General features: G+C 50.8%; 16 protein-coding genes. 8 read left to right on the forward strand and 8 right to left on the reverse strand.

Annotated elements, in window-relative coordinates:
• The first annotated feature begins 125 nt into the window (after positions 1-125).
• Positions 126-2,099 carry an SDR family oxidoreductase gene (locus I6L41_RS05965; protein ID WP_216962693.1) on the forward strand — a complete coding sequence of 658 codons (1,974 nt, stop codon included), beginning with the start codon at positions 126-128 and terminating at the stop codon, positions 2,097-2,099.
• Positions 2,100-2,189: 90 nt separating this feature from the next.
• Here the strand turns inward: I6L41_RS05965 and I6L41_RS05970 are convergent, their stop codons facing one another.
• A complete protein-coding gene (locus I6L41_RS05970) occupies positions 2,190-3,065 on the reverse strand; it encodes a triacylglycerol lipase (RefSeq protein ID WP_216962696.1) in 876 nt (291 codons plus the stop codon).
• Positions 3,066-3,235: 170 nt separating this feature from the next.
• Here I6L41_RS05970 and I6L41_RS05975 point away from each other — a divergent pair, with 170 nt between their 5' ends.
• From I6L41_RS05975 to I6L41_RS06005, 7 genes are all read left to right on the forward strand, one after another.
• Complete coding sequence (locus I6L41_RS05975) at positions 3,236-3,538, forward strand: YebG family protein (RefSeq protein ID WP_216962699.1); 303 nt, start codon at positions 3,236-3,238, stop codon at positions 3,536-3,538.
• Between the two features lie 408 nt (positions 3,539-3,946).
• Entirely contained in the window at positions 3,947-5,224 is a 1,278-nt protein-coding gene (locus I6L41_RS05980; protein ID WP_216963855.1) for a tyrosine-type recombinase/integrase, read from the forward strand.
• Positions 5,225-6,513: 1,289 nt separating this feature from the next.
• Positions 6,514-6,876 carry a hypothetical protein gene (locus I6L41_RS05985; protein ID WP_216962703.1) on the forward strand — a complete coding sequence of 121 codons (363 nt, stop codon included), beginning with the start codon at positions 6,514-6,516 and terminating at the stop codon, positions 6,874-6,876.
• A 30-nt stretch (positions 6,877-6,906) separates the two neighbouring features.
• Positions 6,907-7,299, forward strand: a complete 393-nt coding sequence (locus I6L41_RS05990) for a DUF2158 domain-containing protein (protein ID WP_216962706.1) — start codon at positions 6,907-6,909, stop codon at positions 7,297-7,299.
• Positions 7,300-7,461: 162 nt separating this feature from the next.
• Positions 7,462-7,812 (forward strand): DUF3653 domain-containing protein, encoded by a 351-nt coding sequence (locus tag I6L41_RS05995; RefSeq protein ID WP_216962709.1) that lies wholly within the window; start codon positions 7,462-7,464, stop codon positions 7,810-7,812.
• A 166-nt stretch (positions 7,813-7,978) separates the two neighbouring features.
• A complete protein-coding gene (locus I6L41_RS20870; RefSeq protein WP_367947677.1) occupies positions 7,979-8,143 on the forward strand; it encodes a hypothetical protein in 165 nt (54 codons plus the stop codon).
• 176 nt (positions 8,144-8,319) lie between these two features.
• Positions 8,320-9,294: a DUF2971 domain-containing protein gene (locus I6L41_RS06005; RefSeq protein ID WP_216962714.1), complete on the forward strand. Its 975-nt coding sequence runs from the start codon at positions 8,320-8,322 to the stop codon at positions 9,292-9,294.
• Between the two features lie 369 nt (positions 9,295-9,663).
• On the opposite strand, the gene I6L41_RS06010 is transcribed toward I6L41_RS06005, so the two are convergent.
• The 7 genes from I6L41_RS06010 to I6L41_RS06040 form a co-directional block, all read right to left on the reverse strand.
• Positions 9,664-10,866: a zonular occludens toxin family protein gene (locus tag I6L41_RS06010; protein WP_216962717.1), complete on the reverse strand. Its 1,203-nt coding sequence runs from the start codon at positions 10,864-10,866 to the stop codon at positions 9,664-9,666.
• On the reverse strand, positions 10,867-11,181 hold the full coding sequence (locus tag I6L41_RS06015) for a DUF2523 family protein (protein ID WP_129504058.1): 315 nt from the start codon (positions 11,179-11,181) through the stop codon (positions 10,867-10,869).
• A gap of 4 nt (positions 11,182-11,185) precedes the next feature.
• On the reverse strand, positions 11,186-12,652 hold the full coding sequence (locus tag I6L41_RS06020) for a hypothetical protein (protein WP_216962720.1): 1,467 nt from the start codon (positions 12,650-12,652) through the stop codon (positions 11,186-11,188).
• Positions 12,653-12,692: 40 nt separating this feature from the next.
• Positions 12,693-12,920: a Flexible pilin gene (locus tag I6L41_RS06025; protein ID WP_129504056.1), complete on the reverse strand. Its 228-nt coding sequence runs from the start codon at positions 12,918-12,920 to the stop codon at positions 12,693-12,695.
• A gap of 300 nt (positions 12,921-13,220) precedes the next feature.
• On the reverse strand, positions 13,221-13,541 hold the full coding sequence (locus I6L41_RS06030; protein WP_023583768.1) for a hypothetical protein: 321 nt from the start codon (positions 13,539-13,541) through the stop codon (positions 13,221-13,223).
• 29 nt (positions 13,542-13,570) lie between these two features.
• Positions 13,571-15,109: a replication initiation factor domain-containing protein gene (locus I6L41_RS06035; protein WP_216962723.1), complete on the reverse strand. Its 1,539-nt coding sequence runs from the start codon at positions 15,107-15,109 to the stop codon at positions 13,571-13,573.
• The gene (locus I6L41_RS06040; RefSeq protein WP_216962725.1) at positions 15,096-15,347 is read right to left on the reverse strand and encodes a hypothetical protein; all 252 of its coding nucleotides are present in this window, start codon (positions 15,345-15,347) and stop codon (positions 15,096-15,098) included. The genes I6L41_RS06035 and I6L41_RS06040 overlap by 14 nt, the downstream gene beginning before the upstream one ends.
• Between the last annotated feature and the right edge of the window lie 93 nt (positions 15,348-15,440).

Consider the following 15,440-nt stretch of genomic DNA (forward strand, 5'->3'; position numbering starts at 1 on the left):
CGGAACAGGCACACCACCGAAATTAGGGTTTGCTCACGAACCGACAATCAAATTGCGGATTCCCATATGAATCGTGATATATCTAACAACCTAGTAACACCCTAATCAGTAGCAGGATTCTCTTTATGAACTATTTCATTACTGGCGGTAGTGGTTTTATCGGGCGTCGATTGATCAAAAAGTTATTCCAACAGCATCCCGACTGTACCGTCTATTTTCTGATGCGCGCCTCTCATCAGGAAAAATTGCCAGAGCTGTTCTCATTCTGGAATGTGGATGAATCGCGCGCAGTCCCGGTTTTTGGCGACATGACGCAACCGCTGCTGGGGGTATCGGTCGAGATGCAGGAGCAGTTGATCGGCAAGATCGACCACTTCTTCCATCTGGCTGCTATCTATGATCTCAACGCCAAGGCCGGGATCCAGCAGCAGGTCAACACCGAAGGGACCCGTCAAGCCGTTCAACTTGCCGAGCGGCTGGGGGCGGGGCAGTTCCACCACTGCAGCTCCATCGCTGCAGCGGGCCTGTTTGACGGTCTGTTTCGCGAGGACATGTTCGATGAGGCCGAACACCTCGACATGCCTTACTTCCAGACCAAGCACGAAGCGGAAGGGATTGTGCGCAACGAGTGCACAGTTCCGTGGCGAGTCTATCGACCGGGGATCGTTGTCGGTGACTCCAATACCGGCGAGATGGACAAGATCGACGGCCCTTATTACTTCTTCAAGACCATCCAGAAGCTGCGCCGTCTGCTGCCGCCCTGGATGCCAGCCATCGGGGTTGAGGGCGGGCGCATCAACATAGTGCCGGTCAACTTTGTGGTCGATGCCATGGAGCATATCGCCCATCAGGAGGGCGAGGAGAACAAAACCTTCCACCTGACCGACCCCAACCCGATGCGGGTCGGCGACATGCTGAGCACCTTCTCCCGTGCCGCCCATGCGCCGGAGCCTGCGATCCGCATCAACGCCTCTCTCTTTAACTTCATTCCCCGCCACCTGACCGCCATGCTGATGACCATGGCGCCGGTGCGCCGCATCCGCGATGCCGCCATCGCCGATCTGGGTCTGCCCAAGGATGTGTTCCGCCTTATCAGTTATCCCACCCGTTTCGACAGTCGCGAAACTCAGCGGGTACTGAAAGGGACTGGCATCGAAGTACCGCCCCTGCACAGCTACGCCTGGCGGTTGTGGGATTACTGGGAGCGTCACCTCGACCCGGAGCTATTCATCGATCGCTCCCTGCGTGGTCGGGTAGAGGGCAAGGTGGTGCTGGTGACCGGGGCAACCTCTGGTATCGGCCGTGCAACCGCGCGCAAGCTGGCGGGGGCGGGGGCCAACGTCGTTACCATCGCCCGCGACGAGCAGAAGATTGCCGAGACTAAAGCGGAGTTTGCCGAGCTGGGGCTGACCATCGAGATCTATCAGGGGGATCTCTCCAATCTGGCGCAGGCCGAGGAGATCACCGCTCGCATCGTGGCCGATCACGGCGGCGTCGATATTCTGGTCAACAATGCCGGCCGCTCCATCCGCCGCTCCATCGAGGACTCCTTCGATCGCTTCCACGATCTGGAGCGCACCATGCAGCTCAACTACTTTGGTGCGCTCAAGGTGATCATGGGGGTGCTGCCCACCATGATCGAGAAGAAAAAAGGGCACATCATCAACATCTCCTCCATCGGGGTGTTGACCAATGCACCGCGCTTCTCCGCCTATGTTGCCTCCAAATCGGCCCTCGATGCCTGGGTGCGTACCGCCGCCTCCGAGTTTGCCGACAAGGGGGTCAGCTTCTCCATCATCAATATGCCGCTGGTGAAAACGCCGATGGTCGCACCGACCAAGGTCTATGAGCAGGTGCCGATGATGACGCCGGAAGAGGCGGCCGATCTGGTGTGCGATACCATCATCAACAAGCATGTGCGACTGGCGACCCGCCTCGGGGTATTTGGCCAGGTGGTGCATGCCCTGGCACCTCGTGTTGCGCAGGTGATCATGAACACCAGCTTCCGCACCTTTGCCGATCCCAAGGATGGCGACAAGTCCAAGGCGACCGCCGATCAGGTTGCCGTCTCGACCCTGATCAAGGGGATACACTTCTAACTGGGTGATACGATAAAGAGATCAACAGGGGCCTGAGCAATCAGGCCCCTGTTTTATTTGGAATAGCAGTTGAAGAACGGTTAAGGAGGGTCAGACTCTGGATAGCAGATCAAGCAGCAGATCTGTCGTGCGACGGGAGTAGAGCAGAGAGAGATGGCCAATGGCAGGCAACTCAATATCTTCCATTCCCGCCAATCGTTGCCGCTCCTGCGGCATCACCACATTGTCGTGACTGGTGCGCACCGAGATTCCGGGCACGCAAAGCGGCACAGAGGCAAAACGCTGCAACCAGCCGGAACCGGGCTCCATCTCGCGGGCATTAGCTCCAAGCCCAAGGGCGGCCAGCTGACTGCCCTGATGAGGCGTGGCCAGGGTGATCAGGCGCACGACCTTGTCACCACCATGGATAGCCAGATAGTCGCGGCAGACCAGCCCGCCCATACTGTGGCCGACCAGCACCAGCTTGTCAGCCCCGGTCTGCGCCAGCACATCGTCAATCCGGGTGGCCAGCAGCGGCACCATCTCATCGATATGACCAAATGGTGGCATCAGGGTAATGGTGGCAACCACATGGCCTGCGGTCTCTAGCCGGGTGCGCTGGGTGCGCCAGATCCCGCGGCTGCAACCGTAACCATGTACCAGCAATACGGGACGCTGGCATGGACGCAGCCGATCGGGTGCCATCAGCAAAGGCTCGAATGGCAACAGCAAGGTGAAGGTGTAGAGGTAGGCCAGCATCTCCTGCGCCATCATCTTCACCCGGCGCCCGGGGCCGATAGCCGGGGAGGGGTAGAAGCGGGTAAACAGCCAGCTGCCGAGCACCACCAAACAGCGCAACCCAAGCAGGGCAAACACGACAAACAGCAGGGTCAGCAACCAAGAAAGTCCCACGACCAAGTGGGCGATACTCCCGAGGAGCAGCACCTCTACCATCAGCAGGATAAACAGGTGTCGTACGATCGTCATAAGGCCATGATCCGACCAGTCAGGCGTGGAAGTCAAATGGCACTTTGAGACAGCTTGATCCAGAGCGGCTTTTGTCGCTAACCCCCGGCGAACTCTTTTCCGATGAGGTTATTTGCAATACTGTATATCCATACATATACTCTATCCATCATCACCAAGAGGAGGCCATCATGGCTGTCGAGATCAAATATGTGGTTGTTCGTGGGGGAGTGGAAAAGATGACCTTTGCCAGCAAAAAAGAGGCCGATGCCTATGACAAGCTGCTGGATACAGCCGATGAGTTGATGACCCTGTTGGCTGGCGCCCCGATCGAGCTGGCACCAGAGCAGCAAGAGAGTCTGGCATTCTACTTGGCAGAACAGCGCGATGTGCTGCAAACCCTGCTGCGCGGCGGCAAGGTTCAGGCGGGCACGAAAGAGGAAGATGCCCCAGCAGCCAAGCGCAAGGAGAAGCCACTCAAGCAGGTGGCCTGATTGCACAGACCTGCTATTTCTCGGGATAAACAGCTCGCGGCATTCACTTTATTTGCATTTAAAACTAATTTTACGGCTATTTCCCCCGAGAATTTTCTAACAACGGTGCATATCTAATGCATAACTAAATAGCGTGCACCACTGAGCGACATCAGCCAGATCTATGAGGAAATCATGAGCAAACAGTGGAGAAAACGTTATCCAGATCGTTCCTGGTGACCTTAATCAGCAACAACAAGAGGTAGTACCAATCCCAATAGAAGCCGCATTCATGTATCACGAGCCCTTTTCTAGCAACTCGGCTCACAGTCTCATATCGACTCATCTCAGCATCAACAAGCAACAAGCAACAAGCAACAAGCAACAAGCAACACCATGATTCAACAACCATTATCCTTGCCGCCAGCCATGCCGCTGTTTGACAGCCTTATCTATCTGGAGGCCGGTAACCCACAAGTCAATCAGTACCTTGCCAACCTCAGCCTCAACGATGTTCCCGATGCAGGGCTGGTTTACGAACTGGCGGTCGATTGGCTGCTGGAGCAGCGCAACAGCGAAAACAACTACAAAACCTATCGCAGCGAACTGACCACTTTTTTGCACTGGTGCTTTCGAGAGGCGGCCATCAGCCCGAAAGATCTCACTCGCCGCATCATGATCCGCTATCTCGACTATTGTCAGTCCCCCCCTGACGAGTTGATCGCCTATCGCAACGTGGCGCAATTTGTCCTCGACAAGGAGTGGGGAGAGCGCTTGCCCAATCCGCAATGGCGACCGTTCCTCGGCAAGCGGGAGCTGGGCCGCACCTTGCCCTATCGTCTTAGCGAGCAGGCGATGAAGACCAAGCTCGCCATCCTGTCGGCCTTCTTCCAGTTCCTGATCCAGGAGGAGTACATGGACAGGAATCCCGCTCTGCTGCTGCAGCGGGTCAAACGGCCGCAACAGCAGGAGGCCGATGATCAGGTGCAGGCCTTCAGCGAATTGCAGTGGTCATACGTGATGCAGGCCGCCGATACCCTTGCCAACGACCATCCGGAGCAACACGAGCGCAGCCGTTTTCTCACCATTCTGATGTACGCCTGCTATCTGCGGATCTCTGAGGTTGCAGCCCGGCCGGGCTTTACCCCTGTGATGGGGCAGTTCAGGCGGGATCGCAAAACCGGCGTCTGGGGCTACTTTATTCCGCAAAGCAAAGGGGGCAAACGGCGTACCGTAGCGGTATCCCAAGCACTGTTGGCGGCACTTGAACGCTACCGCCGCTTCCTCGGTCTCTCTCCCTTGCCGACACCGGATGAACAGACGCCACTGTTCGTTCGCCATAAAGCGGCAGCCCACGGTCGCGAGCAGGGGGAGATCAACGCCAACCTCGGCATTCGCCAGCTACGGGATTTGATCATGGTGATCATCGGTAAAGGGGCAGAATTGGCAGAGCAGGATGGATTTGCCCAGGATGCAGCCGAAATGCGGCAACTATCTCCCCATGCGATCCGCCATACCGGGATCACCCATGACATCAATCTGCACGGGCGGCCGCTCTCCCACGTACAGGCCGATGCAGGACATGACAGCATCGACACCACTTCGAAATACCTGCACACCAGCAACAGTGAACGACATGAGAGCGCCCAGCAAAAGCCGCTAGACCGACTGAAGCAACAAATGAGAGATAACGTTCACAAAAGCTAACGAACAACGTGACATTAACCCTTGATTTGTATTGACTGCTCTTAGAAAACACAATGGCTTGTTTGGGGTGTCATAGAAGTTGGCTCGGCAATGTTGTACTTCTCTGGATGACAATCGGTTCAGGAAATATTTTTGGCACACATGGATGATTCAGAACAGGCACCTTGCCATCTGCGGGATACATATTTATCCCGTAGCAGAGAAGCAAAAAACGAAATTGCTTGCTGAAACAACGAGAACACCCGATGCCGGAAGCAATCATATTCGGTTGAACAGCGCCTTGTTATCACACTTGCATATCCAGTCATCATTGGTGATATTGATGTCAATATTAATGAGATACCAAGGAGCAGGTATGCAAGTGGCAGTGGTGGAAAACACCTTCAGGATCGTTGGCAAAGGGTCGCTCATGGCCCAGTTCACCTTTATCTCTTCAGGCCCACTGCAAAGAGTTGCGTATTGAAGATTGCACCATTATCTATACCAATGGCCTCTATCACGGCCAGCCCAGAGCACTCTGGTCCTTAACCCTCCATCCCGATGATATGAACGAGCTCAAACGCATATTGCAGCAATTCAACAGCAACCTCTACTTGACCTGCCAGCCACCCACATTGGCCATCGCCAAACGTGCCTTGAATATGAATTGACCAAACTTCCAAAAAGAAATGCAAAATACTCTTCAAGCCGCAATCATACCAGCCACAACAATAAGCCGTGACGATTAAGGGGAGGGGAATCTATCGCGATAGTCGGCATTTTATGGCTGTTTTACAAGAAGGAGTATCAATATCTCCAGAGAGAGACATTTCAAGTAGGGGGCAGATATTTCTAAGAATATTCATTGTAATAACGAGGGTTATAACTGTGAAAATCAAACATAATGTTCAATAAGTGAGGGGGATTCCGCACAACGTCTTGATTTAATAGTGGACTCTTGTCTCAAAATGGGACATTTCGGTGATGTGGGGCAGGGCGGTTGATGTGTTATTCTGTTATCGCTGCAAGAGCATCTGCAGGGGGAATCAACCAGATATTGTCCTTCTGCTTTGGGCAGTAAGATTGCTGGAGGTCTGTGTGTAGCCTCGATCCAGATCGATTTCCGAACCTTTTAGCTAAGGAAAAGCTGCGGGCTACTGCTTTTAACAAGCCTTGTTATCTCTCACAATGATGCCGATAACCCTATTTATCGGCGTCTTGTCCCTGACGAGGGATTTATGAACATTTTTGAGCTTAGGAAGCACGCTAGCGACTTTCGTCTGGCTTTGGAACGTTGAGACTGGGGTTCTATGCCAGCGAACTTCAGACAATTTCCGGCTGGGACGTGTGGGGATATCAGCGATATTCTCGCCGAATACCTTTATAAACAAGGAATCAATGACATCGATTACGTCAGCGGCTCAGCTGATAACCAGCAATCCCATGCTTGGTTAGAGGTCAGTGGATACATTATCGATATCACTGCAGACCAGTTTCCTGATTGTAGTGATCCGGTCATCGTGACTGATGACCACTCATGGCATCAACGCTTTGAAGAATCGGCAAGAAGACCGGCTGGTTTTCTAGATGGATTTAAATCAACCGACAATATGACCCTGAATATTACTCGAGATCTGAATATCGTCTATAAAGCAGCTCTCGCTTACCTATAAACATAGTTTTTGGCATAACAAGGAATGATGATGCAAAAATACCAATACTTCTATCCTGGGCAAGTCGTTACACTGTCGGGCGGTAGTTACCCCATGACCGTTAAACCTGCCGAAGATGAAGATGACAAAGGGATTGACGCTTGCTGTGTCTGGTTCAACACCGACATGGGCGGCGAACCTATAGAATGGACTTTCCCAAGCCGCATTCTGAAGTTGCAAGAAAATCAGGAGCAATATGGCTATTTGCATACTCGTTTTGAGCCTGGTGCAGCAGTAAGGCTTCGTAGTGGCGGGCCGTCGATGACAGTGCAGAATAGCCAAAGCCTTACCGGTGTGACCTTGGTGTTTTGCATCTGGCACGATAAGAAAAGCCGAGAACCTTTGATGTCTTCATTCCCATCGGAAATGCTCGTGGCAGTATAGATCATCAAAATCTGCTGTGACTTCGTATATAGGGGCCTCCGGCCCCTTTGTCATGCCCCTAAGCATTACTGCGCATAATGCGACGTTTTGTTAAATGCCCATCCGAAACCCGCCGATAAGCCAATCCACGCAATTTTGCTGGTTTATCAGGTATTTACTTGGATGGAACGAGAGTTGACCAAAAACTTCATTTTTCGTTGGTTTGAGTGCGGTTTATCAGTTGAAGAGACGGCCAATCTTTGTTTTGTTTCTGTGAGGCAGGTCACATATTGGGATAAGGGCAAAGAGATCCCACCTGCCTATAAACGGCTGATGCGTATGGCTTCGGGTAGAGAGTTGCCCACTATCTGGAAGGAATGGGAAGGCTGGCGTATGAAGAATGATTGCCTTGTATCACCGACAGGAGTCACCTACGACAGGCGAAGGCTGGAGGCTATAGCCATCATCCAAGCGGAGAGATCCGAACGGCAGATGGCAGCGTACTACTGGAGAAAGAAGCTAGGAATAAGCTAAGAGAATGGTGATAGATGATGTATTTTTTGGGTAGCGAATACTTGCAACGCTTTCCATTTGCGTCTATGAATTAGTGAAATTGCTCTTGATCTAGATCAAGTAAGGAGTAGCAATGAGCTTCAAGATAGGTGACTACGTTCAGTTAAGAGACACTGATGGACCCTGTATGACAATCATTGGTGCAGCTCACAGCAGAGGTTTGATGTGCTGCTGGTTTGATGGGCATGAGCTACAAGAAGCAATCGTGCTCAATGACTCTCTTGTCACTTGCGAACACTTAGATGCGAACGCAACAGTACTTCAAGGCATCTTGAGCTTCAACGAGCTTTAGCTACGTCACAGTGTTAAATCCACTTCAGGGGGCTTAGGCCCCCTTTTGATTGCTTATTGAACGAGCAAACCATTTTATTGACTTAACACACAAAAAGAAGGGTTCCGAAGGGAGAGGGGTAGAGGTAGAATTCCCCCCGTATTACTACACGGGGGGGGTGCCCCACAGCATGAGAAATGACCAAAATGGAAATCTTATATAAATATACAAGTCTTTTTCCTTTAGAATATTTTAATGAACCTACGATAAAAATTGCATCTATAGAATATTTAAACGATCCTTTTGAGTTCAACACCAGTGAAAATATATTATATTCAATTGAAAAATACTGTGAAAAAATCAACTTAAGTGCTGATGAGATTGCTAAATGGAAAGATGATTGTATAGCCGAAATTAATTTATTAATAGCGTACAATGGTATTGTCTCTTTCTCAGAAACACCACGAAACAGCCTCATGTGGGCCCATTATGCAAATCATCATAGCGGCATGTGCATCGGCTACAAAAAAGACTTATTAGAGCACATCAATACTGATGATATTACAAATGGCGACGGAAAATACTTATTGCCCATAGTTACACCAAAAAAAATAAACTATGACAACTTAAGATTTGAGACGGACTATGATTTTAGCGCCCCGATGGATGAAATTAGCATTGAGGCAACAACCAATCATTTATTTAAAAAAAGCGATGAATGGATGTATGAAAAAGAACATCGTTGCATTGTCCCATTTTGTAAAGCAGAGATCCTTCAAGTTATTAATGAAAATGCAATACTAAATAGAAAGTTTCAACCTACCAGAAGAAGGAAAACCAGAATTAAGCAAGGGACCTCATACAAGACCTTAATATCATATGCACTTACCAATGATTTCATCAAAAAATCAGAGACTGCTAACAAGTATTACATTAACACAAAAGACCCTGTGCAATGTGATCTTATCAAGTCAAGTAAAGATGCCTTAATGCTAGTTAAGATTGACCCCGACGCGATACATTCAATTTACTTTGGTTGTAATGTCGAACTAGAAAAAATAAAACCATACTATGAAAATCTTCATGACAAATATAGAATTTACAAATTTGAACTATGTAAACAACGGTTCGAATTAGTGCCTAAATTAGTGACATCGGATCTATTTACATGAAGTAAACAACCTAAAAAGCAAATGCAACGGTGCTATTGAGCACTTGGGCAGGGAAGTGATTACTCCTGCTGTCGCGCTTCCCGAAAATTTGCAGCGGGTTTGCGTCGCTTCGCTAGCACCCTTGCATTTTCGTCTATTTGGGCAGCTAAAGACGGTTTAGCAGGGAAGGGGGAGGAGGGTCATTCTCGAGAAAGTTCAGAGCCGCCTATCGGCGGGCGCCGCGCTTGGAGACCTGATCTCTCGGGGTGAGTGCGAGGGTTGCGCTTCTATGGCTGCGCCATGAAAGACAAACACCCCGCCATCCCAGTAAAAATGCGACTTCAGTAATCGTATTTAACATAAACAATGCAGTGACGCAGTTATATTAATTTATGTCCGGTCATCACTGGGTTTGTTTTTGGTATCACCGCCAGCAAAGAGGGCAGCATTGTATTTACGGCGCAGGGCGTCACCCTCTGGATCACAGTAAACGTCAACAGGCTTGCCCTGGTACTTCACTACGGCATGGCAACCGCTCACCGCATCGACACTGGCAAGCTCATCCGGCCAATCATCGCTGTAAACAGGCTGCACATCGTCACCCTTGCGCAGGGCAAAGCAATAATCCACCCGATATGATCCCCGTTCATCCTTTACCAGGACATGGCAGCTGATGATCAGCTTATGCCCTGCAAAAGGCCCTACAGAAAGAACCCCGCCAGGAGCCGCAGCAGGAGCGCCGCCAGGACGTACCCCAGTACCGGACGTATCACCCACTTCCCCAGGAGCCGGAACAGCGGTAGGAGAGGGCGCAGGGGCCTTGTTAGGCTTGTCGATATACTCAGGCTTAATGAAGCCAAAGAAGATACATACCCCCATAACTGCCAGAAAAAAAAGTATTTTAGGATCTCGGAGTATCGAGCTACCCGCGATTGTATCCGAGACCTTACCTGTTGTAGTTGAGTCATAGAGCTTGAAAACATACTTCGGCACCTTGTTGAATGGCTTTGCTTGCAATACATCGGACATGGACGACCCGCTGTTATCAGCCAGATGCAAAACCGTCTTATAGCGGCCCCCGATGCCCAGGAGGCCCATATTGGTATGGCGGATTGCAGTTTCAGCAGCGGCGCGGATAACGGCGTGAACCTTTTTGATGTTCGGGGTAGTAAAGACGAAATCCCAGTTGTGGTGACGGTGCATATCAAATGCCACGTCTATTGTTTCCGGTCGGCCATCTTCCTTAGCCACATCTGGCCCACCTGGATAATCCAGGCGGTCTAAATCACTCTGGCGCCAGGAAGGCGGAAAGATCCGTTGTACCTCATCGACCAGGAAGAAAGCGCCTTTGGGAGCCCAATGATAGAAGCGAGCGAAATGATCCCGCCCATCCTGGGATTCAGTTTCGATATACGTTACCTGGAAGCTCTCAGGAACAGCCTTGCCCAGTACCTCCCGGCAACGCTCGGCGGTGAAGCCCCGAACGTTGGTGATGATGTGGCGACCTGCCTTGATGGCGGGCAGCACATCGGTATGAATGGCCCCTGACGACTTGTAAGAGCCTGGGGCGCCGTGGTGGATCTTGATGGACATTTACCACCCCATCATATTGAGCATGAAGCGGGTGACAAATGCCTGGGAAAGTATCGCCAGACCTTTATCAAAATGCAGGTATAGCAATATCCCCCGAACACTGGGCGGCAATGAATTAAAGGACGAGGACAGTAATTCACTGAAATGGATGTTCAATAGCACTTCCCTGGCAACGTCCCAGGTAAACGTCAGCAGGAACAATTTAAACTCGACCCATTGCACAGCCATTCGCACGGCAAACCAAGCGGCAAACTGCACCGCCAGTTGGTATATATCGTTAAAGAACGAATTAAAAAACTCACCAAGCCATTCCATGCCATCACCTCTTAAAGATAATCATCAGAGCCACAAAGTAGAAAATAAACAGCATCAACGCCGCTAGGGTTTTCCAGTAATCACCAGATGGCGGACAGACGGTGTATTCCTTTCCCTGGTGCGTGAATAGATCCAAACACTCCATCGGGTCAGCAGAGCCAGTGAGGTTAAAGGAAAACACCTGTTTCACATCCTCGGTGATGGAGGTGTATTTATCAGCCAGGGATTTGTTTGTTTCGGCCAACTTTTTTTCCATACCAGGAAGATCAAAGAAACAGTTATCCCCTGAACAGGCAGATTTATAATCAGCATCACCGACAGAAAGAGGGTTGGAAGATGATCCTGGCATCTTAGAATAATCAACACCAGAACCTTCACCGCTACCGTTGCCAGCCTTCTCGGCCATAATCTCAAGAGCAGTGCGCATATCTTGCAAAACATACGTCTGTTGCTCAGATTGGTTTGCAGTCGTTGCGGCACTTTCAACAACAGATGCGATATCCGAGTTACTCCAATTAGAAGAACCACCACCAGAACCAGAACCACCACCCAGGGAACGCTCGATATTCTCAAGCGAGGTTTTCATATCCTTGGCAAAATAAGAGGTTGCCTTAGTATTTCCAGAAATGTCGTCAAGCTTATTATTGAGACCGTTTGTGTTGCCCTGAATACTGGACATCATATTTAAAGAGGCACCCATCATTGAGGAAATACCAGCAACGTCAGACGCAACAGAAGAAGGAACGCCACCAGAAGAACCAGAGCCAAGATTACCCAACTTCACATCTATAGATTGCAAATAGTCCCTTGTGGCACTAAGAGCTGCAGCCACACCGCCGAGATTCCCATTAACCTGATACAATTCGCTAGATGATTGCTTTATATGATAAAGCGCATCTTTCATATCACGAGAAAATGACTCTGCATTATGAGCAATAGAATTGAGATTGGCTGTATCTGACTTAGTGCTTTCTACAACTTGACGCAGAGCAACACCCAAGTTTTTATTTAACTTGGCAACAGCACCCGAAACAGATGTTCCGGTGGCATCACCAATCACAGGTTCAAAATCAACCCAACCAGCAATCGGCTTAGTGCCGGAAGCGCCTTCATCTGGCGTATTACCACTACCATCTGAATCACCATCACCACTGCCATAGCCTGTAAACTTACAAGCCGTACCTGTGGTCTCCACTGGCCCGCGTTGATTAAGCAAGGGGCGATCAATACAAACCCCCACGCAATTAACCTCACAGCCACCCAGTTCGGAACTTTCGAATTTAAGACAAGCTGGCAAAGGCGTTGCCAAAGTAACGTTACCCAATTGCACACCAACAGGACAGCCCGCAATAGCAAATGCCAGCGATGGAAATAACAATAAAAGCCAACCTATGCGCACACAGCCCCCAATATAAAAAAAGGCGACCGAAGCCGCCTTAGATTGAAAAGGATGTTCGCCATCCCTCGACAAAGAACAAAAACCAGAGCGTCCCGATAAGCAGGGACATGGTTTAAGCCTTGCGAATAAGGCTGACCAGGATCCCGACACCAACCACCGCAGCAACGACCAGCATCACCTTGGGAGAGGTGGCGTTAACGTCTGACAGCGCGGTATCGAGCGCAGCACCCGCAGCGGCAGCAGTACCACCTTCACCAGCAGCATGGGCAACACCCATCGCAGAGAGAGAAGCCACAGCAGCGATACAACCGTTACGGAACAAGCCTGATACGTTTTTCATTTTTATTTATCCTCTTTTTGCACCAACAATAACACGGGCAACAGCGCCCAATTTTAAACCGACAACCCAGATGGCTAATCCAAAACCAAAGGCTACGGTTACGGTGGATTTATCGAACTCAAACCAGCTCGATATATCCGTTAACTTGTTATGCTCCTGAACAGTCAGGAGCACATATTCGCAGGAATCCCCCTCGGATAATCGAGCATATCCTTCGGAGGTAATATCTAGACAAAGCATTATCGCGCCCTCGTCGTCGCTCGCTGCGCGCTCTCGCTCCTCCTCCTCGGTGCGCGGCGGTTATACCGGCTTTTTGTTAGGCTGGAAGCCAACAACCACATTTCGGGTCGGATTCTGGGGATCGGCTTCCAGGACAAGATCAATAGCGACCAGCTTGGGACAGTCGGCCATTTCTTTAATGGTCGCAGCGTCATTACGAAGGGCCAATTGGCGAACCTCATAACCCCAGGAGTGGATATTGCACTCAGGCTTATTGACGTTGTTTGCCGGAGCCAGGTATTCCACCTGGGCAAAATCATAAGGCACAGGAGCGCCGGATTTACGGGACACACCATAACCATGAGTAACACGAGTTACCAGAACACCAGTGAGCAGGGACATAATATTAACCTCGTTGAAGAACCTATTTTTTAGGTCGAAACTAAACAATGCTCACCCGATATAAACTCGGGCGGTAGCGGCATTCTTAACCGCGCTGGAATATCATCTTCTTTAAGATGCGCTGTTAATTGGTGAACAATCGTTTCAGGGGCGAGCCCCTCAACACTTGCTAACCAATTAACAAGGCGGCCCGCCATCCGAGACATATGGAAAACCGCATTGTCCCGACTGGTCTTGAACTTGTTTTTAAAGGTGGTCACCCGTACCGGAACAGATTCCGACTGCTTAATAGCATCAAGCCATTTGGCAAATTGCGGATACATCCCCGCGAAATAGGGATCTGGGTTTACCAGGACATCTAGCGGAATAACACGATCCTTATTGTGTAACTCGCCTTCGGCGCGTACCCAATTTGGGTTCTCTGCCGATTGCATCTGTTTACCCTTTTCGTATACCCGAGCACATTTACCGTTGATCCGGCTGCCCACATAAAAAGAACAGCCCTTGGTCGGTGCCATGCCAAACCGCTTTACGATGCCCTTGGCGATCTCGGATATAACGAACTCACCGGATTCGATTTTCATCCACGCCGGAGCGCGGCCCCGCTCTGGATGAAACTCGCCAGCCTGGGCACCATCAATTGCTCCCTGGTAACTGATCACCTCACCTCTGTAGTCGTCCAGGGCAAGATCCACCCGGGTGATACGAACAGACGGAATGTGAGAGATAACGGAGTGCAAAGCCTGCATATCGAGGGCGGCACAACCCACACCGGAAAAACTCACCATGCAACCGTGGTTGGCAGCACCCCAACCAATCAGGCCACAGGGGAGGCCATCACACAGCAGGTCGGCCGAGTTGGCGTAACCATGCAGACCGGAGCGGCGAGGGCGCATAGTGAAACGAGGCTCGGGGATAGGCACCCCGATCTTGGTGTTCAGCTCTTCCAGCCACAGCTCGATCTCGGAACAGCACAGGGCATCCAGGAACTGCACCCCGTAGCAGTCGATCAAATCGTTGTAGGCTTCCCAATACTTGGCACCCTCGACAACTTCGAACTGGGAGAACTTGAGCAGGGATGCACAGACAGCTTTAAGCTCTTTGCGCATATCGGCCCGAGAACGGTAGTTAGAGTGCAAAGCCCGCTCCATCATTTCGGTCATGGAAGGGGTAAAGACGGGGGCAGGGGACTTGGCCACCCCCTTGAGGCTCAACCGCTCGGTGGCCTTGTCGTAGACACGCGCCACGGTAGGGGCAGGGGTTGCGCCCAGGCGTTCGGCTTTGTTGCACAGCCGCTCTGACACCTTGTCGAAGTGGGTGAGGGGAGCGAAACCGACCGGACGCTTCCACAGGTAACGCAGACCCTCGACAGGAGGCTCAGAGAAAGCGGCTTGCAGGGCCTTTACCTGGGTGTCAAAGCGCGGGATAGCCTTCAAGAGCGCACCTTGTTTGGCAAGCTCGGTCATCTGGCGCAGTTCGGTTGGTGCCCAGGTAAAGGACAGATAGTCGATCAGGGTTTTGGTGCCGATAACGCTATTTATCGGCATCACGGAGTTATGACCAGTCATCGAAAAAGACTCCCTGGTCATAGAACCCTTGCCAGGTGTCCTCGGTCACTTCGACCAGCTCGAACACGGTATCGGGGTACGTCATAGACAGATAGACCCGCAGCTCATGCAGATCCCGAAACATCTCAACCTGACCCGCGACACAGGCGGAGAGATCGCCAGTCGGTTCAGCCTGCCAATAAACCTTTCGCTCAATGAGAGCAGGCAGATCAAGGTTTTGTGGGCTAAAGTGGGTCATGGTTCATGCATTCAAATGATTTGTTGAATGGATTCAATCATACGAATTGTTGAATGGGAACAAGCCGTTTTTTGCCAAAATCGGTATGATGGG

Source organism: Aeromonas sp. FDAARGOS 1411 (genome assembly GCF_019047125.1).
GTDB lineage: Bacteria > Pseudomonadota > Gammaproteobacteria > Enterobacterales > Aeromonadaceae > Aeromonas > Aeromonas veronii.

What these genes read in the sequence shown, in the direction of transcription:
- I6L41_RS05965 (WP_216962693.1), top strand. Translation starts at nt 126, where the DNA reads ATGAACTATTTCATTACTGGCGGTAGTGGTTTTATCGGGCGTCGATTG.
- I6L41_RS05970 (WP_216962696.1), bottom strand. Translation starts at nt 3,065, where the DNA reads ATGACGATCGTACGACACCTGTTTATCCTGCTGATGGTAGAGGTGCTG.
- I6L41_RS05975 (WP_216962699.1), top strand. Translation starts at nt 3,236, where the DNA reads ATGGCTGTCGAGATCAAATATGTGGTTGTTCGTGGGGGAGTGGAAAAG.
- I6L41_RS05980 (WP_216963855.1), top strand. Translation starts at nt 3,947, where the DNA reads ATGCCGCTGTTTGACAGCCTTATCTATCTGGAGGCCGGTAACCCACAA.
- I6L41_RS05985 (WP_216962703.1), top strand. Translation starts at nt 6,514, where the DNA reads ATGCCAGCGAACTTCAGACAATTTCCGGCTGGGACGTGTGGGGATATC.
- I6L41_RS05990 (WP_216962706.1), top strand. Translation starts at nt 6,907, where the DNA reads ATGCAAAAATACCAATACTTCTATCCTGGGCAAGTCGTTACACTGTCG.
- I6L41_RS05995 (WP_216962709.1), top strand. Translation starts at nt 7,462, where the DNA reads ATGGAACGAGAGTTGACCAAAAACTTCATTTTTCGTTGGTTTGAGTGC.
- I6L41_RS20870 (WP_367947677.1), top strand. Translation starts at nt 7,979, where the DNA reads ATGACAATCATTGGTGCAGCTCACAGCAGAGGTTTGATGTGCTGCTGG.
- I6L41_RS06005 (WP_216962714.1), top strand. Translation starts at nt 8,320, where the DNA reads ATGACCAAAATGGAAATCTTATATAAATATACAAGTCTTTTTCCTTTA.
- I6L41_RS06010 (WP_216962717.1), bottom strand. Translation starts at nt 10,866, where the DNA reads ATGTCCATCAAGATCCACCACGGCGCCCCAGGCTCTTACAAGTCGTCA.
- I6L41_RS06015 (WP_129504058.1), bottom strand. Translation starts at nt 11,181, where the DNA reads ATGGAATGGCTTGGTGAGTTTTTTAATTCGTTCTTTAACGATATATAC.
- I6L41_RS06025 (WP_129504056.1), bottom strand. Translation starts at nt 12,920, where the DNA reads ATGAAAAACGTATCAGGCTTGTTCCGTAACGGTTGTATCGCTGCTGTG.
- I6L41_RS06030 (WP_023583768.1), bottom strand. Translation starts at nt 13,541, where the DNA reads ATGTCCCTGCTCACTGGTGTTCTGGTAACTCGTGTTACTCATGGTTAT.
- I6L41_RS06035 (WP_216962723.1), bottom strand. Translation starts at nt 15,109, where the DNA reads ATGACTGGTCATAACTCCGTGATGCCGATAAATAGCGTTATCGGCACC.
- I6L41_RS06040 (WP_216962725.1), bottom strand. Translation starts at nt 15,347, where the DNA reads ATGACCCACTTTAGCCCACAAAACCTTGATCTGCCTGCTCTCATTGAG.